Source organism: Pseudomonas sp. NFPP24, assembly GCF_900112095.1.
GTDB classification, from domain to species: Bacteria; Pseudomonadota; Gammaproteobacteria; order Pseudomonadales; family Pseudomonadaceae; genus Aquipseudomonas; species Aquipseudomonas extremorientalis.
This window is the reverse complement of the sequence record NZ_FOKD01000005.1, coordinates 269,384-287,529: the sequence shown is the minus strand read 5'-3', so window position 1 is coordinate 287,529 and position 18,146 is coordinate 269,384. Positions and strand designations below refer to the sequence as shown.

Here is an 18,146-nt window from a genome sequence, read left to right as displayed (position 1 = left end):
GCGGTGTGTCAGTGTGCATCTCTGTCTATGACACTCTGCTATCGGGGGCAAGCCCCCTCCCACAAGTTTAGTCCGCGGAGAATTTGAAGACAGTGTTCTGGGTGTAGGTCTGCCCTGGGTTCAGGCGGGTCGACGCAAACTCAGGCTGATTAGGCGCATCCGGAAAATGCTGGGTCTCCAACGTAAACCCACTCCAGTGCTGATAGGTCTTGCCAGCCTTGCCCTTCACCGACCCATCGAGGAAGTTGCTGGTATAGAACTGCACCCCAGGCTCGGTGGTAAACAGCTGCAAGCGCCGCCCGGACGCAGGATCATGCACCTCGGCCGCCACCTGCTTCACGTCACCCTGGGTATCCAGCGCCCAGTTGAAGTCGAACCCACCCTGTTTCGGCTCGGCGAATTTGAGCTGCGGGTGATCGTCCTTGATGTGCTGGCCGATCGGCGTCGGCGTGAGGAAGTCCATCGGTGTGCCCTTGACCGGCGCCAGTTCGCCGGTGGGAATCAGCGTCGCATTCACCGGCGTGTAATGGCTGGCATGCAAGGTGGCGACCTGCTTGAGGATATCGCCATTGCCCGCGCCGGCCAGGTTGAAGTAGCTGTGGTTGGTGAGGTTGAGCACCGTCGGTTTGTCGGTGGTGGCGCTGTAGTCGATGTGCAGTTCGTTGTTGTCGTTGAGGCGGTAGGTGACTTCGGTCTTCAGGTTGCCGGGGAAGCCCATCTCGCCGTCCTTGGACAGGTAGGTGAGGGTCACGCCGACCGAGTCCTTGGCCTTGACCGGCGTGGCTTTCCACACCCGCTTGTCGAAGCCCTGGGCGCCGCCATGCAGCGAGTTGGGGCCGTCGTTGAGTGGCACCTGGTAGCGCTTGCCGTCGAGTTCGAAGGCGCCGCCGGCCAGGCGGTTGCCGAAACGGCCGATGGTCGCGCCGAAGAACGCCGTACCGCTCTGATAGCCTTGCACGTCGTCAAAGCCCAGCACCACGTCGTCGAGCTTGCCGTGTTTGTCCGGTACTTTCAGCGACTGCAACACGCCGCCGTAGGTGATCACCGTGGCTTGCATGCCATGGCTGTTACGCAGGATGTACTGCTCGACGGCGGTGCCGTCATTGGTTTTACCGAACGGTTTGTGTTCGCTGGTAAGGCCCGCCGCCTGGGCGCCGCCGCTGGCGACCAGCATGGACAGGGCGAGGCCCGAAAGCAGGTAACGAGGGTGCTTCATGGTCGAACTTCCTTTTGTTGTTTTGAGTGGAATAGTTCTACTAATGTGCGATATTTTGTCGATATGACAGCGAATTTATAGCCTTAAACCGCATTTTTGCAAAATAAAATAAGACTAATTAAGCGAGGCAACCTTTTATGACCACTCATCACGCCGTTTATCCCGACCTTGAAGGCAAGACTGTCCTGATCTCTGGAGGCGCCTCAGGCATTGGCGAATTCATGGTGCGCGCCTTCGCGGCCCAAGGCGCCAAGGTCGGCTTTGTCGACCGCGCGCAAAGCCAGGGCGAACGCCTGGCGGCTCTGTTGAGTTCGCGCGGGCACACCGTGGAATTCGTCAATTGCGACATCACCGACGAGATAGCCTATAAAGCCGCCATCACTCGTTTCGAACACTCGCTGGGGCCGATCACCGTGCTGGTGAACAATGCCGCTAATGACGTACGCCACAGCTTGGAAGAAGTCGACTCGGAAATGTTCGACCGGCTCATCTCCGTCAACCTCAAGCACGCCTTCTTCGCCGCCAAGGCCGTGGTGCCGATGATGAAAAACGCGGGCGGCGGGGCGATCATCAACCTCGGTTCGGTAGGCTGGATGATGGCTTCGGCCGGCTACCCGGTGTACGCCGCCAGCAAGGCCGCCGCCCACGGCATGACCCGCGCCCTGGCCCGGGAACTGGGGCCGAGCCGGATCCGCGTGAATACGCTGGTGCCGGGTTGGGTGATGACGGAAAAACAATTGGCGATGTGGGTCGACGATGCCGCCAAGGAACTGATCAGCCGCAGTCAGTGTTTGCCGGGGAGCGTTTTGCCGGAACACATCGCCAACATGGCGTTGTTTCTCGCCTCCGATGCCTCGGCGATGTGTTCGGCGCAGAACTTTATTGTGGATGGCGGTTGGGTGTAGAGAGTCACCCAACTCAAGCGCCGATGGCGGTGGCACAGGCGATAGATTCATTGCCCATACCACCGCTGTTATGACATTTTTTGCATTTTACGGTGGTTGGCATGTGTCACCATCGCTGGTTTTTTCGAAGCGTTTTTCAAGTAATGAGGCGGGGGTATAGCGCTCTTCGAGGGCTTTAATACCTAGCCGTTCGGCTAGTTGTTTGCCATGAGAATGATCTGATAATGTCTTGAAGTGGCTATCAGGTATTGAGATTATTTTTCATGAAGCTGACTGATATTGGTAGGACACCGCTCATAGAGTTGGCAAGTCTGTCTATTAATGGCGGTAGGTGCTTTTCTAAGTGCGAGTTCTTGAACCCGTCGGGAAGCCATAAGGACAGAACATATTTAAGTATTATTAATGGGTTGGAAAAGATTGGTGCTATCCAACCCGGTATGACCCTAGTAGATAGCTCCACAGGGAATGGCGGTGCGGCACTTGCATGGATTGGACGTCTGAAGGGATACAAGATAAAAATTTTTATGCCTGAAGGCATGACGCAAGAGAGAAAAGTCCAGATACGCTCATTGGGTGCGGAGATAATCGAGACGCCTAAGGAAGGTTTCTTGTCGGGTGCGGTACTTGCAGCTAGGCGCTATCAAGCTGAACAGTTGAATGAACAGGTTTTTTTTCTTGATCAGTCCAATAACCTATTAAATAAGGCCGCTTGGGCTGACTGTGGAGAAGAAATAGTAGAAGCGTTACGTCATCAGCATGTGGTACCGGATTTTTTTGTGTGCTCAATTGGCACGGGAGGAGCTTTTTCGGGTATAGCTGAGGTGTTGAAGTGTGAGTATAGAGAGATAAGGACAGTGGCGATTGAAGTCAATAAATCTGCTCCACTGTATTCAGAAAGAAATAATTTAACATTTGAGCACCGCCCTCATAATTTGATGGGGTTAGGGGGAGGGGTGCTGTCGACTAATACGGTCTCTGCGCTTGTCGACGAAGTGCGAGTGGTTGATGGCAATGAAGCATGGGTTCGGATGAAGCAGTTTATTGAACATGAAAGGGTGCCTGTCGGGCCTACGTGTGGCGCGAATTTATTAGTTTGCGAAGAGGTCGCTCTAACGCATCAGAAGAAAAATATTGTTACTGTGTTTTTTGACAGTTCTTGGAAGTATGCGAGTCGCTGGGACGGTTTTTATCCTGAGTATGGTGGGGTGGATGATGCTACTTGAACAAGTCTATAAGGATGCGAAAGTTGTTAACTCTGGGGGGGCGTACACTACGGTGAATGAGTTTACCGACCAGATTCCCGCGTTGCGCCCTGCGGTATTGGTGGAGGTGGCTCAACGAATAGTAAGGTTGATGGATCTGAATGTTTCAAAAATTGTGACTGAAGAAGATAAGGGAGCTGCGCTAGCTACCACGGTATCCTTGCTTACCGGCATTCCCATGGCTGTGGCCAGATGGTATCCCTACAGTCTTGGCACTATTAATGAACAAGTAGTTTCCATCGACTCTGAATATTTTCAAGGCGAAATGTATCTCAACGGGATTGAGGCAGGCGATCGTGTTGCAATTATTGACGATACATTGAGTGCCGGGGGGGCAATTGTTGCTTTAACTGAAGCGATAAGGTCGGCGGGAGGGGAGTTGCTCGATGTGGTCTGTGCGGTTGAAAAAGTTGGAAATGGTGGTTTCGAAAAGGTTCGAAAGATGACAGGCCTTTCTGTTAAGTCCGTCTTGAAAATCAAGGTAAACGAAAGCGGAGTGAGCGTGGTTTGAATTGCTTTGCTGGCTCAACTTGACAGGTGTATCCATGGTGCGTTCTGGCGTAGTTGTAGGTTTGATTTTTTGCCTGATCAGCGCTGCGTTCGATGTGTACGTAGCATTCGTCACGCAAACGATCAATACGCTGCTTGTTGTTTTTTATTGTTTTACAACGTCTGCCATTTTTTTTGTCGTGTGTGCCCTGTTTGATAACGCTGACTCGTTACTTTCAAAGATAAGGATGCACTGGGTAATAGTTGTTGTCGTGAATGTTTCAGTATTGCTTAATTGGGGTGGCCTGTTTTACGCCTTGAAATACCTGGAGCCTGCCGTGGTCGGAGTCGCTTCGGTCGCCTGTGGCCCGGCGCTCACGTTAGTTATCTTAATGGCCAACAAGCGTAATGCCAAAGTCGCTTTCGTAGATGCGGTGGTGTCGTGTCTGGTGCTTGTTTCCGTGGGAATCATGCTGTTTAACTCCTTCGCAGGAGACAGTGGTATAGCCACTACGACGCTGGAAGAGCGGCTGATGGGAATCGCCAGCGTGGTGGTGTGTGCACTGGGTACGGTTATGTACACGGTGTTTTCCAAGGAGCTTTACCGGCGGCAATGGTCCGTCTATGAAATTCTGGCGGTCAGGAGCGTGGTAATGGTCGGTGCATGCGTCCTTGCAATGACTGCTTTGGGGGAGAGTTTCAGGCTGAATGCCGAGTTGATTCTGCCAATGGTACTGCTGGTTGTGATAGGGCATCTGTTGCCCATCTACTTGATCCAGAAAACAATCTTCTATCTCACGCCCATCCATGTTTCTTTGGTGTTGTTGACGCTTCCGGTATTTGTCTTGTTGTTGCAGTACCTCGACGACAGAGTCGAATTCTCTATCGCGAGTGTTACTGCGGTCAGCCTCATTGTGTTTTTGCTGTTGGGAAGGGCGTTATATGCACTGCGGAGGGAAACAACATGAGCAGGGTGATTGTCGTCGATGGTTTCTCATCCGGAAAATTTATATCAAAGCGCCTTGCTGAAGCAGGGTGTGTACTGATGCATGTGGCCTCATCCAACACCTTGGACGGTTATTACTATCGAGGCTTCGATTATTCCATTTATGACAACGTCATTGTGAATACGGGGTTTGCCACCACGTTGGCGAGTGTCGAGCAGTTCAAGCCACAATTCATTATTGCCGGCGCCGAAACCGGTGTACGGCTGGCGGATGAATTGAATGAGCACCTTCAACTGCCTTATCGCAATGACATCGAGAAGAGCACCGCCCGCAGAAATAAATACGACATGATTCATCGCATTACCCAAGCGCAGCTATTGGCAGCGCAGCAGTTCACCGCGGACACGTGGGAGCGTGCTGAGACCTGGATTAATGATCATGGTCGTTTTCCCGTGGTGGTTAAACCCCTCGAAAGCGCTGGCGCTGATGGCGTATTCATTTGTGAGGACTTGCGTGCTTGTGAGGTTGCAGTCGGCAAGCTATTGGGCGCGACTAACAAATTGAGCATTCCCAATCACCAGGTGCTGATCCAGGAGTATTTGGCAGGGGTGGAATATGTGGTGAATATGGTTTCGCTCAACGGCCAGCAGCTTGTCACTGAAGTAGTTCGCTATCAGAAACAGCGTACTGAAAGCGGTGGGGTCCTCTATGACATTGATGAGTTGATTGACGCCGATTCACCGGAGTATTCGAGCTTGGTGGATTACACTCGGGCAGTGGTGCGCACGCTCGGCATCCGTAACGGCCCCAGCCACGCCGAAGTTATGTTCACTGACGATGGCCCGAAACTGGTGGAGATCGCTGCACGAACCGATGGTATTTTACGGCCCGACGTGTCTAGGCAAACGACAGGTCTCGGCCAAATCGAAGCAACTGTTTTATCGATCACTGCACCTGAACTGTTTGCCCGATTAGTGGCAGGAAACACCGATTATAGGCTGATGCAACACACCTACAACGTTTGCTTGATCAACCGTGCGAAGGGACGTTTCAAACAGGGCTTTTTTCTGAATGAATTGCTTAAGCTTGAGTCCTTCTTTGATGCGGTGTTTTACGTTGACGATGGGCACGCACTAAGTGTGACTCAGGATGTGTTCAGCCAGCCAGGCACGGTGTATCTGGTACATGCTGACCCTGAAGTGATTGCCGCCGATTACCTCAGGATCAGGGCGCTTGAACTCCAGGGCGTGTATTCGATGGCATGACGTTTGGATACCGGAGGCGGTTCTATTCATTCGCAATAGCGTCGACCATTGGGAAACGCTTCGGCCTTAATCACTGACGCTACGAGATCGCGGCGTGTCAGTCTGCACACCTGTTGCTGAAACATAGTCATCGGCAGCAATTCGAATCGTCACGCCGCCCCCCCCCCCACATTAGAACTGGCTTGCCTACTCGATTGGATAACGCTTGAAAGCCGAGTGCTGTTCCAGCCGCTCGGCGTGGCGTTTGAGGTTGGGGAACGCATCGGCCTTGACCACCGACGCCACGGTGAACTGGCTGAACGACCAGGCGACTGCCACTGTCAGGGAAGCCTGGGTCAACTCCTGACTGTCAGGCAGTTGTTTTTCCAGCAGCGAGTACGCCGCCAGCAATTGCCCGCTGACGCGATCCAGCCAGGGCGCATGCAGCTTTTCGGCCGGGCGCAGGTTGTGTTCGTAAACGATCTGCACGCTTTTCTCGCAGGCCGCCAGGGCCAGGCCAAGGATATGCAGGTCATGGGCACGACCTGCGGGGGAGGGGGGCAGCAGCTTTTTATCGGCCGGGGCCAGGGTTTCCAGATAGTCGAGGATCAGGCTGGAATCCATCAGCACCGTGCCGTCATCCAGCACCAGGGTCGGCGCCTTGACCACCGGGTTGATCTGGGAAAACTCGGTGAACGTGCTGAACACCGACAGCGGTTCATGCACAAAATCGACGCCGTAAAGGTCCAGGGAAATGGCCACGCGGCGTACGTAGGGCGAGTCCAGCATGCCGATCAGTTTCATGAAGCCTCCGTTGCTCTCAAGGTGATGGCTCCAGAGAGTAAGGGCACAGGATCGGCATGCGCAATGACTGAATGTTGCCTGCCAAGGTCAGGCTGCGGTCATTCAGGCAGGACGCCTGATGTTCTGCCGGCTGGCCCCCGGTGGCTGGCCGGTAATGCGCTTGAATGCACGGCTGAACGCCGCCTGGGAGGTGTAGCCCAGGCGCAGCGCCACTTCTTCGATGGGTAAACGTTCCAGGGTCAGCCACTGGCTGGCCAGGCGCATGCGCAGTTCCGTCATGTAGCGCAGTGGCGGGAGACCCAGGGTGGCCTGGAAGCGCTCGGCGAATACCGAGCGGGAGGTGTGACACTGCGCGGCCAGTTCGGCCACGCTCCAATCGCGCCCGGGTTGCTGGTGCAGCACGAGCAGGGCGCCCGCCAGGCGTGGGTCGCGCAACGCTGCGACCAAACCCGACGCATTGCCGCAGGCGCATTCCACCCAACCCCGCACAATCATGGCAGCCACCACATCGGCCAGACGCGTGAGGATGCCGGGGTAGCCGACGCGAGCCGCGGCGACTTCGCGCTCCATCACCGCCAGGATCGGCATCAGGCCGGGGTAACGCTGGCCCTGGGCATCGATCAGCATCAAGGCTGGCATCAGGCTGCCGAGCCCCTGGAGACTGCCGAGTTCGAACTCCATGCAGGCGCTGAACAGCAACGTGCTCGGCGGTGAGTCCGGTGATGCGTCCACGGCGCAGACGGTCTCGCCCAGTGGTGTCGTGTCAAAGCCGCCGATGGCCTGCACCGGCCTGTCCGCACTGGACAGCAGCGCATGGGCACCGCCGTGGGAGATGAACACGGCATTGCCCGCCGACAATTCGAACAGGCTGCCGTCATCGGTGCGCAGGGTGGCCGTTCCTGCGGCGAGGAGGTGGAAGTAGGCATGCCCCGGTCTGGCGTCAAAGCCCATGCCGAAGCTCGGTCCGGCCTGGATGCGTCGGTACTGCACGCCGCGCAGGCGCATGCCGCGCAGCAGTTCGTCGATAAGGTCGGAGGACAGGTTGAAGGGCGCCGCTGCAGCCATGTTCGGGGTTTCGGTCAAAAACTCAAGGGTTTGCATCATAGATCATCCGGGTTGGCAAACCTAGACTGGCCGTCGTGCTAATGACCGAGGATGTCGTGTGATGAATGATTGTGTAGCCCAAGCCGCTCACTCTGCCCAAGTTGAGCCCGATGCGCCCGCCTGGATGGCGGTGTTTTCCCTGGCCATGGGGGTATTCGGCTTGTTGACGGCGGAATACCTGCCGGCAAGCTTGTTGACGCCAATGGCGATGGACCTGGGAGTGTCCGAGGCGCTGGCCGGCCAAGCCGTGACGGTGACGGCAGTGGTGGCGTTGTTTGCCGGGCTGCTGGTGCCCGGCCTCACGCGTGGGATCGACCGACGCGTGGTGCTACTGGGTTTCTCCCTGCTGATGATTGCGTCCAACCTGTTGGTGGCGTTCTCTTCAAGCCTGACGGTATTACTGCTGATGCGTATCCTGCTGGGCGTTGCCCTGGGCGGTTTCTGGAGCATGGCCGCCGCCGTGGCGATGCGCCTGGTGCCAGCGGCGCTGCTGCCCCGCGCGCTGTCGATCATCTTCAGTGGTATTGCGGTGGGCACGGTGGTCGCTGTGCCGCTGGGCAGCTACCTCGGTGGTCTGTATGGCTGGCGCAGTGCGTTCGTTGCCGCCGCCGCCGTCGGTGCAGTGACGCTGGCGTTCCAACTGTTCACGCTGCCCCGCCTGGCGCCCTCGGGGACTGCACGCTTGCGCACGGTACTGGATGTGCTGCTGCGTCCAGGCATCGCCATCGGCATGTTGGGCTGCGTGTTGGTGCACACCGGGCACTTTGCGCTGTTCACCTATATCCGGCCGTTCCTGGAAAGCACCACGGGCGTGGGCACTGAAGGGCTGGCCTTGATGCTGCTGGGCTTCGGTGCGGCCAACTTCGTCGGCACGCTGTTGGCCGGTTGGATGCTGGTGCGTTATCCCCGCGGCACCTTGGTGCTGATGCCTGTGTTAGTGGGCGTCGCGGCGCTGGCGCTGGTGTTGCTGCCGGCCTCGCTGCCAGGCCAGGCGTTGCTGCTGGCGCTGTGGGGCATGGCGTTTGGCGGCGTGCCGGTGGCGTGGTCGAACTGGGTAGCCCGCAGCGTGCCGGATCAAGCTGAAAGTGCCGGCGGCATGGTGGTGGCGTCCGTGCAGTCGGCCATTGCGGCGGGCGCGGCCGGTGGGGGCGCGATGTTCAGTCTCAGTGGCATCAGCGGGGTGTTTCTCGGCGCCGGTGTGTTGATGCTGTTGGCCGCCTTGTTGATTGCGCTGCGGGTAACGGTGCCCGGCAATGACGCCGTGGGTGCACCGCTGCATCTTTGACGTCAGCCTGGAGATTGGCCGCATTCACGGTGTGACGAGCCATCGACCTTTGGTTTAGTCTGGAACGCTTCGTTGAACGCAAGCACATTTGGAGCAGTAAGCATGACCGATTACGTACCCCCGAAAGTGTGGACCTGGGACACCGAGAATGGCGGCACTTTCGCCAGCATCAACCGCCCTGTGGCCGGCGCGACCCATGAAAAGGAATTGCCGGTGGGCAAGCATCCACTGCAGTTGTACTCCCTGGCCACGCCCAACGGGCAGAAGGTCACGATCCTGCTGGAAGAGCTGTTGGCCCTCGGGCACAGCGGTGCGGAGTACGATGCCTGGCTGATCAAGATCGGTGACGGCGACCAGTTCGGCAGCGGCTTCGTGGGGGTGAACCCCAACTCCAAGATCCCGGCACTGCTGGACCGCAGCGGCGCCACGCCGATTCGGGTGTTCGAGTCGGGCGCGATCCTGCAATACCTGGCGGAGAAGTTCGGCGCGTTCTTGCCCACCGAACCCGCCGCCCGCGCCGAATGCCTGTCGTGGTTGTTCTGGCAGATGGGCAGCGCGCCCTACCTGGGCGGTGGTTTCGGCCACTTCTATGCGTATGCGCCGAGCAAGATGGAATATGCGATCAACCGCTTTGCCATGGAGACCAAGCGTCAGCTCGATGTGCTCGACCAGCGCCTGGCGGTGAGCGAATACATCGCGGGTGATGAGTACACCATAGCCGATATCGCCATCTGGCCCTGGTATGGCGGGTTGGTCAAAGGGCGTTTGTATGGCGCGGCGGAGTTCCTCTCGGTGCATGAGTACCAGCATGTGTTGCGCTGGGCGGACGCGATTGAAGCGCGGCCGGCGGTGCAGCGTGGGCGGCGGGTCAACCGGGTGTCCGGCGAGCCCCATGAGCAGTTGGCCGAACGCCATAGCGCTCGCGACTTGGACTAAAAATGTGGGAGGGAGCTTGCTCCCTCCCACATTTGGATCAACATACTCCAGTTTATTGGTAGCGCTGCTCGAACACCGCCACCTGCTCGGGCTTGATCAGTTCGAACGGCACCCACACCTGCGGCTCAATCGCCTCGCCCTTGATCATTCGCACCGCCGCCTGCAAGGCCTGGGTCGCCTGGGCCTTCGGGTCCTGGAACACCGACGCCGTCAGCAGGCCGCGTTTGATCGCCGCCAGCCCGTCGGGCAAGCCATCAATGCCCACAATCGCCACCTCACCCTTGGCTTTGCCCGCCTGCTGCAAGGCCATGGCCGCGCCAATCGCCATTTCATCGTTGTTGGCCACGATGGCATCGAACGGCGTGCCCGCCAGCAGCCAGTTGCTGGTCAGGTCCATGCCCTTGCTGCGTTGCCATTCAGCACTTTGCTGCTCGACCACCTTGATCCCGGGAAAGTCCTTGAGCACCTGTTTGGCGCCCTCGGTGCGGTCGTGGGTGGCGTTCTGTGCGAGGTCGCCCATGATGATCGCCACGTTGCCCTTGCCGCCGAGTTTTTCCGCCAGGTAGCGCATCTGCAACTGGCCGGCCTCGATGTCGTTGGAGGCCACGGTGACCACGCCCTTGGGCAGGGTGCGTTCGTCCGGGTGGCGGTTGACGTACACCAGCGGCGTCTTGGCGGAGACGGCGGCGCGGGTCATGTTGGCGGTGGCGGCGGTGTCCACCGGCAGCACGATCACCGCGTCGACCTTCTGGTTGAGAAAACCTTCGACCTGATTGAGCTGGCGCACCACATCGCCCTGGGCGTCTTCGAACTGGATCTGCACATCCTGCTGCTTGGCGGCCGCTTCCAGGCCGGTGCGCACGTACGTCATGAAGTTGTCGTCGACCCGGGCAATGCTCACGCCGATGCGATAAGCCGCGAAGGTCCATTGGCTGAACAGCAGCAACAAGGTGGCAGCAAACAACGAATAGCGATTCATAAGGGTGATCCTTTTATTGTTATAGGGTGAACGCCTGGCGGAAACGCTCCAGGGCCAGCTCGCTGTCGCCGCTGGCCCAGCCTTCCAGACCGACCACCCCGCTGTAGCCTATGGCGTGCAAGGCTTTGGCAATGGCCGGGTAGTGGATTTCACCGGTGCCAGGCTCCTTGCGACCTGGTACATCGGCCACTTGGATTTCACCGATGGCGCTGCCGGCGCGCTGGATCAGTTCGATCAAATTTCCTTCGCCGATCTGCGCGTGGTACAGGTCCAGATTCATCTTCAGGTACGGGCTGCCCACGGCCTCGATCAGCGCCAGGGTATCGTCGGCGCGGGCGAATGGCGTACCGGGGTGGTCGACTTCGGTGTTGAGGTTTTCCAGCAGGAACACACGGCCGGCGTCTTCCCCCAGGCGGGCGATTTTTTCCAGGGTCCTGCAGGCGCTCAGCCACATGCGCCCGGTGGCCAGGCTCACCGGTTGAACGGGCAGGCCGCCTTCACCCAGGCCGGTGCCGTGCAGGTTGAGGCTGGGGCAATTCAGGTGTGCGGCTACCCCTAAGGATTCGCGGGCGCTGTCGAGTAACTGGCGGATGCCATCGGGGTCGGTGAGGGTGCCGCTGATGTAGCCGGTCATGGAGGTGAAATCGGCGCCGGTGGCGGCCAGGGCGGTGATGTCCTTGTCTGTCCAGTTCCAGATTTCGGCGCTGAACCCCAGTGCGTGAATGCGCTTTACACGCTCGACAAACGGCAGGTCGAGAAACACCATCTCGGCGCTGACCGCCAGCTTGAACGGGCTCATACCGCCACCGCCTTGCCGGTTTCGAACGACTCGATGCACGCACGGGCAATCGCCAGGGCCGCGCGCGCATCCTCGCCGCTGGCCATCGGCTTGGCACCGCTGCGCAGGCAGTCGACAAAGTGGTTGAGCTCGGCAATGTAGGCGTCGCGCAACAGGTCGGTGTCCAGGCGCTGGGTGTCGGCCTGGATGCCCTGGGCCAGATAGCGCACCAGGTCGCTGTCGTTGAGACTGCCCATGCTCAGCATACCGGCGCTGCCGAACACTTCGCCGCGCACATCGTAGCCGTACACGGCCTGGAAGTTGGCTTCGGCGGTGGCGATGGCGCCGTTGTCGAAGCGGATCGCGACCACTGCGGTGTCGAGGAAGCCTTTGCTTTTGAATTGCGGAGCGATCAGTGCGTCGGCCATCACATACACCTGCTTCGCCTCGGCACCGGGGTTGAGGTAGCGCAGGGTGTCGAAGTCGTGGATCAGGGTTTCGAGGAAGATCACCCATTGCGGCGAGTTGGCCGGGTTGTTCAGCGCCGGGTCGCGGGTCAGCGAGCGCAGCAACTGCGGCGTGCCGATGCGGCCGGCGGCGACGTCGAGGTGCGCGGTGCGAAAGCTCTTGGCGAAACGCCGGTTGAAGCCCACCTGCAACGGCACTCGCGCATCGGCGGCAGCGGCGATGGCGCGGTCGGCCTCATCGAGGGTGATGGCCATGGGTTTTTCGCAGAAGATGCCCTTGCCGGCGCGGGCGGCGCTGATCACCAGTTCGGCATGACTGCGGGCCGGGGCGGCGATGATCACGCCGTCGATAGCCGGGTCGTCGAGCAGCTGCTGAGGGTCGGTGTAGACCTTGCTCACCCCCAGTTCGGCGGCGAGGCGGGCGGCCTGGCCTGGCGTCGGGTCGGCAATCGCTGCCAGGCTGGCACCGGGCATGTGCCGTGCGGCGGTCAGGCCGTGGAAGCTGCCCATGCGACCGGCACCGATCAAACCCAGGCGGATGTTTTGTGTACTCATGCAATGACCCCTTGTTGTTATTGGCCTCAGGACAGTCCTGATGGGCAAGGGGGTGGGAGCAAGGCGTGTGCCAGTTTTTAACCTATTGATTAATAAGGGTTAATTAATATCTACAAACAATAAGTGTTCATTCTGATGACATGCCTATACTGACATGTCAAAAACATGAACATGGATATCACCCAATGAGCATGGCCTTCAGTGTGCAAGACCTCGACTACCTGACGACCCTGGGGCCTGCGGCGCTGAATGACGGCCCGGTGGCCGCGCTGGAGCAGGCCTGGCGCGATTGCCTGGCCGGCCAGGTCGACCGGCCGGCGTCCGTGCGCCAAGTGATCTGGGATTCGTGGCGGCGCAGCGTCGAGGCGGGCATCGATCCAGCCGACAACGCGTACCGCTTTGTCGCAGCCGACACGCTGACCGCCACCCTGACCACCCACCGCGTGCTGATCGCCGCTGCCGCGCAAGTCATGCACGGCTTGCTGGCCTACAACCCGCGCGGCCATATCAACCTCACCGATGCCGATGGCACCACCCTGTATTTCTGTGGCCTGGACATCACTCCGGTCGGCAGCCGCCTGCTGGAGTCGGTGCAAGGCACCAACTGCACCGGCCTGGCCCTGGCCGAAGACCGCCTGGTGTACGTGCTGGCCGAGGAAAACTTCGGCATCGGCCTGCGCCAGCGCCGCATGCACTGCGCCGCCGCGCCGATCAGGAATGCCCAGGGCCACACTGTGGCGATGCTGACCCTCACCGCCGAGCCTGGCTGGTTTCACTTCCATACCCTCGGTACGGTGCAGGCGGCCGCCGAGGCGGTGTCGCGGCAGATGGCGTTGCAGGTGTTGCTGGAGGAGCAGCAAGCGGTGCTCGAAGTCCTCAACGAAGGCCTGGTGGTACTGGACGAGCGCGGCTGCATCAAGGCGCTCAACCGTTATGCCCGGCAGTTGTTCGGCGTAGGGCTGGAGCTGATCGGGCGGCCGTTCCAGCAACTGGGCCGTAGCGAGTTGAGCGACGTCCTTGGCGAGCCCGTGCGCGACCTCGATTGCACCTTCCACTTGGCTGACCGGGGCCAACTCGCCTGCCTGGTGTCGGTGTGCCCGCTGGAGCAGGGCGGGGTGATCGTGTCACTGCGTGAAAACCGCCGCATCCGCGAAATCACCCGGCGCCTGATCGGCACCCAGGCCAGCTACACATTTGAAACCATCCAGGGCAGCTCCCGAGCCATCCAGGACGCCGTGCACCTGGGGCGTATCGCCAGTCGCAGCGACTCCACCACGCTGATCCTCGGCGAAAGTGGCACCGGCAAAGAGCTGTTCGCCCAGGCCATCCACAACGGCAGCGATCGCCACAAAGGCCCCTTCGTGGCGGTCAACTGCGGGGCGATCCCCCGTGACCTGGTGCAAAGCGAACTGTTCGGCCATGTCGAGGGCGCGTTCACCGGCGCCACCCGTGGCGGTTCGGCGGGCAAGTTCGAACTGGCGGATGGCGGCACCATCTTTCTGGATGAGATCGGCGACATGTCCTTCGATGCTCAGGTCAGCCTGTTGCGGGTGTTGCAGGAGGGTGAAATCACCCGGGTGGGCGCGAAGAACTCGCGACAAGTGGACGTGCGCATCATTGCCGCCACCCACCGCAACCTCAGCCAGGCCGTGGCGCAAGGCGCGTTTCGCGAGGACCTCTACTACCGCCTCAACGTCCTGAACCTCACCGTGCCGCCCCTGCGCATGCGCCGCGAAGACATTCCGCTGCTGGCGCGGCACTTCCTGGCCCGCTGTGCACGCTCGTTGCGCAAGTCGGTGCAGGGTTTTTCGCCGGAGGCGATGGCATTGCTGTCGGCCTATGGCTGGCCGGGCAATGTGCGGGAGTTGGAAAACAGTATTGAGCGGGCGACCAACCTGGCGATGGGTGAGCTGATTCAGCCTGCCGATCTGCCGATGGAAACCAGGCAGCACACGCCGCTGCGCGCCTATGAGCCGCAACCCGCCCAGGACCTGAGCAGCCACGAAATGCACGCCATCGTCGCCGCACTCCAGAACACCGGCGGCAACATCCGCCTGGCCGCCCGGCAACTGAATGTGTCGCGGGGCGGGCTGTACAACAAAATGAGCCGGTTCGGGCTGAGTGCCAGCGATTTTCGCCGCGGATAAGGCCTAAGGTTTCAACTGCTTCCAATCAATGGCAAAGCGCGCCAGGTACTTTCGCAGGCGGTCAGCATCATTGGGTTGCGCCTTGGCCTGGCGCGAAACCCCGAACAGTCGTCGGCCGGCGTCGGAAAGGCTGTCGGATTGCAGGCACACGTCGATCACCGCCTTGAGTTGCAGCTGGTCGAACAGGTCCAGATCAGGCGGCAGCAGTGCATGGGTTTCGGTCAGCCCCCAGGCGCAGCGCAGGCGCTGGATCTCCTCTCCGGCCAGGACTTCATCAATACGCCCGCTGTCGGCCAGGGTGGCCATGCGCGTGATGGAGGCTGATAGCTCGCGAAAATTACCTGGCCACGCCGCTTCGCTGGAGCAGGCGAACGCCAGGTAGTGGCGGCGCGCTTCCAGGTTGAAACGCACGCGGCGGCCTTGCTCGCGGGCATGGCGCTCCAGTTCGAAGTCGATATTGGGCTCGATATCTTCGCGCCTTCCCGCCAGGCCTGGCAGGTCGAAGGTCCACAGGTTGATGCGCGCATACAGGTCTTCGCGAAACAGCCCTTCAGCCACGCGCCCGCGCAGGTCGCGGTGGGTGCCGGCGATGATCAGGAAGTCGCTGGCCACCTCACGGTCGGCGCCCATGGGATAGAAGCGTTTTTCTTCGATAGCCTTGAGTAGCATCGCCTGCTCATCCAGGCCCAGCTCGCCGATTTCATCTAGGAACAACATGCCGCCGTGCGCTGCGCGCAGCAGGCCGTCGCGGGAGTTCTGCGCGCCGGTGAAGGCGCCCTTGGTATGTCCGAACAGTGCCGACATCGCGCTATCGCCGCGCAGGGTGGCGCAGTTGACTTCCACGAAGCGGCCCTGGACCTGGTGGCGGCTGCGCTTGAGTTCGTAAATACGCCGGGCGAGAAAGGATTTGCCTGCGCCAGTGGGGCCGATCAGCAGCATGGGCGCGGTGGAGCGCACGGCCACGCGCTCGATCTGTTCGATGGAAGCATTGAACGCACTGCTGCGCGTGGCGATCCCGGACTTGAGGAAGTCCAGGCCTTCCAGGCGTTGGTGGGCGAAGCGCGAGGCGATGCGGTCGTAGCGCGACAGGTCGAGATCGATCAGGGTGTGGGTGCCGGTGGCGGGAGCGGTGTCGTCCCGGCGGCGACTGGGGGCTGTCTGGATCAGGCGCGCCGGCAGGTTGCGTGCCTCGGTGAGCAGGAACCAGCAAATCTGTGCCACGTGGGTACCGGTGGTGATGTGGACCAGGTAGTCCTCGTGGTCGGTGTCGAAGGTGTAGGCGGCGGTAAAATCGTGCAGCGCGCCGTAGACCTCTTCGAAATCCCAGGGGTTGTGCAGCGGCATGGGGTGCAGGCGCACCTCGGTATTCGGCGAGATCTGCTGGATGTCGGCACGTACCCGCTCGGCGAGGCTGACGTCACGGGCGTCGACATCGTGGATCAGCTCAAGGCGATCGACCTGCAAGTTTTCCTGCTGGCACAGACCGACGCTGGGGCGCCAGTGATTCCAGCGGTTGGCGCCCTTGCCGACGCGATCCAGCTTGGATCCGATAAATCCGATGGCGACCGTGCGCTTGTGTTTCATGACTAGACCAAAAGATAAATGACGATATGGAAGGATATGAATTTGGCTGCGAAGTTGTCATCGTTTTTCAAAAGCGAAAGCTGCAGTTATTTAAATTATCTATATAAAACAATTGCTTATAAATTATTTTAGAGGTGGGGAAAAACGTGGCACGCCCGCTGCAGTCACTCAGCCAACGCCGCAGTGTCGGCCTGCACATTAAAGAATCGAGATCATGCAAGAGACCACCTACCAACTGCTGGAAGTCGCCAACGGCAAGCCGATCAAACTCTGGACCCAGGGTGTGCCTGTGGAGCCTGAAGCGCGCGCGCAACTGATGAACACCGCCCAGATGCCGTTCATTTTCAAGCACCTCGCGGTGATGCCCGATGTGCACCTGGGCAAGGGCTCGACCATCGGTAGCGTGATCCCCACCGTGGGCGCGATCATCCCGGCGGCGGTGGGCGTGGATATCGGCTGCGGCATGATCGCTGCGCGTACCACGTTGATGGCCGGCGACTTGCCCGACAACCTCCACGGCCTGCGTTGCGCCATCGAGGCCGCAGTGCCGCATGGTCGGACCCATAGCCGTAAAGGTCGCGACAAAGGTGCGTGGGAAAATGTACCGACCCAGGCCGATCAGGTGTGGTCGGCGCTGCACCCGCGCTTCAAGGCGATCACCGACAAGTACCCGCAACTGGAGCGCAGCAACAACCGCCACCACTTGGGCACCCTGGGCACCGGTAACCATTTCGTCGAGGTGTGCCTGGATGAAGCCAACCGTGTGTGGTTCATGTTGCACAGCGGCTCCCGTGGAGTGGGTAACGCCATCGGCAACTTGTTTATCCAACTGGCCCAGGCGGATATGCGTCAACACCTGGCCAACTTGCCGGACCGCGATCTGGCGTACTTCGAAGAGGGCAGCCAGCACTTCGATGACTACGTGGAAGCCGTAGGCTGGGCCCAGGATTTTGCCCGGCAGAACCGTGAGTTGATGATGCGTGCGGTGGTCCAGTCCACGCGCCAGGTGATCAGCAAACCGTTTGAAGTGGCGCTGGAGGCCGTGAACTGTCATCACAACTACGTGCAGAAAGAGCGGCACTTCGGCGAAGAAATCCTGGTCACGCGCAAAGGTGCGGTGTCGGCGAAGAAAGGTGAACTGGGGATTATCCCGGGCTCCATGGGCGCCAAAAGCTTCATTGTGCGTGGGCTGGGTAACGAAGAGTCGTTCTGCTCCTGCAGCCACGGCGCCGGGCGCACCATGAGTCGCACCAAGGCGAAGAACACCTTCACCGTGGCCGACCAGATCCGCGCCACCGCCCATGTCGAGTGCCGCAAGGATGCCGATGTGATCGACGAAATTCCGATGGCCTACAAGGACATCGACCAGGTTATGCACGCTCAGCGCGAGCTGGTGGAAGTGCTGCACACCTTGCGCCAGGTAGTGTGCGTCAAAGGCTGAGAG

Annotated in this window: 16 protein-coding genes; 9 read left to right on the top strand and 7 right to left on the bottom strand. The window is 59.7% G+C overall.

Going from position 1 to position 18,146, the window contains the following annotated elements; genetic code table 11:
* Positions 1–67: 67 nt before the first annotated feature.
* Complete coding sequence (locus tag BM026_RS12945) at positions 68–1,216, bottom strand: aldose epimerase family protein (RefSeq protein ID WP_093528864.1); 1,149 nt, start codon at positions 1,214–1,216, stop codon at positions 68–70.
* A gap of 137 nt (positions 1,217–1,353) precedes the next feature.
* Here BM026_RS12945 and BM026_RS12940 point away from each other — a divergent pair, with 137 nt between their 5' ends.
* The 5 genes from BM026_RS12940 (at position 1,354) to BM026_RS12920 (ending at position 6,084) form a co-directional block, all read left to right on the top strand.
* Positions 1,354–2,121 (top strand): SDR family NAD(P)-dependent oxidoreductase, encoded by a 768-nt coding sequence (locus tag BM026_RS12940; RefSeq protein WP_093513735.1) that lies wholly within the window; start codon positions 1,354–1,356, stop codon positions 2,119–2,121.
* A gap of 263 nt (positions 2,122–2,384) precedes the next feature.
* Positions 2,385–3,344, top strand: coding sequence for a cysteine synthase family protein (locus tag BM026_RS12935; protein ID WP_093528861.1), 960 nt, complete (start codon positions 2,385–2,387; stop codon positions 3,342–3,344).
* Positions 3,331–3,894, top strand: a complete 564-nt coding sequence (locus BM026_RS12930; protein ID WP_175507947.1) for a type I phosphoribosyltransferase — start codon at positions 3,331–3,333, stop codon at positions 3,892–3,894. The genes BM026_RS12935 and BM026_RS12930 overlap by 14 nt, the downstream gene beginning before the upstream one ends.
* A 34-nt stretch (positions 3,895–3,928) precedes the next feature.
* Positions 3,929–4,840, top strand: a complete 912-nt coding sequence (locus BM026_RS12925) for an EamA family transporter (protein ID WP_093528858.1) — start codon at positions 3,929–3,931, stop codon at positions 4,838–4,840.
* A complete protein-coding gene (locus BM026_RS12920) occupies positions 4,837–6,084 on the top strand; it encodes an ATP-grasp domain-containing protein (RefSeq protein ID WP_093513733.1) in 1,248 nt (415 codons plus the stop codon). Before BM026_RS12925 ends, BM026_RS12920 begins: the two co-directional genes overlap by 4 nt.
* 186 nt (positions 6,085–6,270) lie before the next feature.
* On the opposite strand, the gene BM026_RS12915 is transcribed toward BM026_RS12920, so the two are convergent.
* Together BM026_RS12915 and BM026_RS12910 are read right to left on the bottom strand one after the other, a co-directional pair.
* Positions 6,271–6,867: a glutathione S-transferase gene (locus BM026_RS12915; RefSeq protein WP_093528855.1), complete on the bottom strand. Its 597-nt coding sequence runs from the start codon at positions 6,865–6,867 to the stop codon at positions 6,271–6,273.
* Positions 6,868–6,969: 102 nt separating this feature from the next.
* Positions 6,970–7,968, bottom strand: a complete 999-nt coding sequence (locus tag BM026_RS12910; protein ID WP_093128072.1) for an AraC family transcriptional regulator — start codon at positions 7,966–7,968, stop codon at positions 6,970–6,972.
* A gap of 64 nt (positions 7,969–8,032) precedes the next feature.
* Between BM026_RS12910 and BM026_RS12905 the strand changes: the two genes are divergently transcribed.
* Both BM026_RS12905 and yghU read left to right on the top strand, forming a co-directional pair.
* Positions 8,033–9,256 carry an MFS transporter gene (locus BM026_RS12905; RefSeq protein ID WP_092245989.1) on the top strand — a complete coding sequence of 408 codons (1,224 nt, stop codon included), beginning with the start codon at positions 8,033–8,035 and terminating at the stop codon, positions 9,254–9,256.
* Positions 9,257–9,358: 102 nt separating this feature from the next.
* Positions 9,359–10,192 (top strand): glutathione-dependent disulfide-bond oxidoreductase, encoded by an 834-nt coding sequence (gene yghU / locus BM026_RS12900; protein ID WP_092245986.1) that lies wholly within the window; start codon positions 9,359–9,361, stop codon positions 10,190–10,192.
* 52 nt (positions 10,193–10,244) lie between these two features.
* Here the strand turns inward: yghU and BM026_RS12895 are convergent, their stop codons facing one another.
* The 3 genes from BM026_RS12895 to BM026_RS12885 are packed head-to-tail and all read right to left on the bottom strand — an operon-like array spanning position 10,245 to position 12,971.
* Positions 10,245–11,171 (bottom strand): sugar ABC transporter substrate-binding protein, encoded by a 927-nt coding sequence (locus tag BM026_RS12895; RefSeq protein WP_092245983.1) that lies wholly within the window; start codon positions 11,169–11,171, stop codon positions 10,245–10,247.
* 19 nt (positions 11,172–11,190) lie between these two features.
* Positions 11,191–11,970, bottom strand: coding sequence for a TIM barrel protein (locus BM026_RS12890; protein ID WP_093528852.1), 780 nt, complete (start codon positions 11,968–11,970; stop codon positions 11,191–11,193).
* A complete protein-coding gene (locus BM026_RS12885; RefSeq protein WP_093528849.1) occupies positions 11,967–12,971 on the bottom strand; it encodes a Gfo/Idh/MocA family oxidoreductase in 1,005 nt (334 codons plus the stop codon). Before BM026_RS12885 ends, BM026_RS12890 begins: the two co-directional genes overlap by 4 nt.
* Positions 12,972–13,156: 185 nt before the next feature.
* On the opposite strand from BM026_RS12885, the gene BM026_RS12880 reads away from it, so the two are divergent.
* A complete protein-coding gene (locus BM026_RS12880) occupies positions 13,157–15,118 on the top strand; it encodes a sigma-54 interaction domain-containing protein (protein ID WP_093513727.1) in 1,962 nt (653 codons plus the stop codon).
* A 3-nt stretch (positions 15,119–15,121) separates the two neighbouring features.
* Here the strand turns inward: BM026_RS12880 and rtcR are convergent, their stop codons facing one another.
* Positions 15,122–16,702, bottom strand: coding sequence for an RNA repair transcriptional activator RtcR (gene rtcR, locus BM026_RS12875; RefSeq protein ID WP_093513726.1), 1,581 nt, complete (start codon positions 16,700–16,702; stop codon positions 15,122–15,124).
* 214 nt (positions 16,703–16,916) lie between these two features.
* Between rtcR and BM026_RS12870 the strand changes: the two genes are divergently transcribed.
* Positions 16,917–18,143 (top strand): RtcB family protein, encoded by a 1,227-nt coding sequence (locus BM026_RS12870; protein WP_093528846.1) that lies wholly within the window; start codon positions 16,917–16,919, stop codon positions 18,141–18,143.
* Positions 18,144–18,146 lie beyond the last annotated feature (3 nt).

Bases quoted from the DNA above. Each gene is read 5' to 3' on its own strand.
- BM026_RS12945 (WP_093528864.1), bottom strand. From the start codon at position 1,216: ATGAAGCACCCTCGTTACCTGCTTTCGGGCCTCGCCCTGTCCATGCTG.
- BM026_RS12940 (WP_093513735.1), top strand. From the start codon at position 1,354: ATGACCACTCATCACGCCGTTTATCCCGACCTTGAAGGCAAGACTGTC.
- BM026_RS12935 (WP_093528861.1), top strand. From the start codon at position 2,385: ATGAAGCTGACTGATATTGGTAGGACACCGCTCATAGAGTTGGCAAGT.
- BM026_RS12930 (WP_175507947.1), top strand. From the start codon at position 3,331: ATGATGCTACTTGAACAAGTCTATAAGGATGCGAAAGTTGTTAACTCT.
- BM026_RS12925 (WP_093528858.1), top strand. From the start codon at position 3,929: ATGGTGCGTTCTGGCGTAGTTGTAGGTTTGATTTTTTGCCTGATCAGC.
- BM026_RS12920 (WP_093513733.1), top strand. From the start codon at position 4,837: ATGAGCAGGGTGATTGTCGTCGATGGTTTCTCATCCGGAAAATTTATA.
- BM026_RS12915 (WP_093528855.1), bottom strand. From the start codon at position 6,867: ATGAAACTGATCGGCATGCTGGACTCGCCCTACGTACGCCGCGTGGCC.
- BM026_RS12910 (WP_093128072.1), bottom strand. From the start codon at position 7,968: ATGCAAACCCTTGAGTTTTTGACCGAAACCCCGAACATGGCTGCAGCG.
- BM026_RS12905 (WP_092245989.1), top strand. From the start codon at position 8,033: ATGAATGATTGTGTAGCCCAAGCCGCTCACTCTGCCCAAGTTGAGCCC.
- yghU (WP_092245986.1), top strand. From the start codon at position 9,359: ATGACCGATTACGTACCCCCGAAAGTGTGGACCTGGGACACCGAGAAT.
- BM026_RS12895 (WP_092245983.1), bottom strand. From the start codon at position 11,171: ATGAATCGCTATTCGTTGTTTGCTGCCACCTTGTTGCTGCTGTTCAGC.
- BM026_RS12890 (WP_093528852.1), bottom strand. From the start codon at position 11,970: ATGAGCCCGTTCAAGCTGGCGGTCAGCGCCGAGATGGTGTTTCTCGAC.
- BM026_RS12885 (WP_093528849.1), bottom strand. From the start codon at position 12,971: ATGAGTACACAAAACATCCGCCTGGGTTTGATCGGTGCCGGTCGCATG.
- BM026_RS12880 (WP_093513727.1), top strand. From the start codon at position 13,157: ATGAGCATGGCCTTCAGTGTGCAAGACCTCGACTACCTGACGACCCTG.
- rtcR (WP_093513726.1), bottom strand. From the start codon at position 16,702: ATGAAACACAAGCGCACGGTCGCCATCGGATTTATCGGATCCAAGCTG.
- BM026_RS12870 (WP_093528846.1), top strand. From the start codon at position 16,917: ATGCAAGAGACCACCTACCAACTGCTGGAAGTCGCCAACGGCAAGCCG.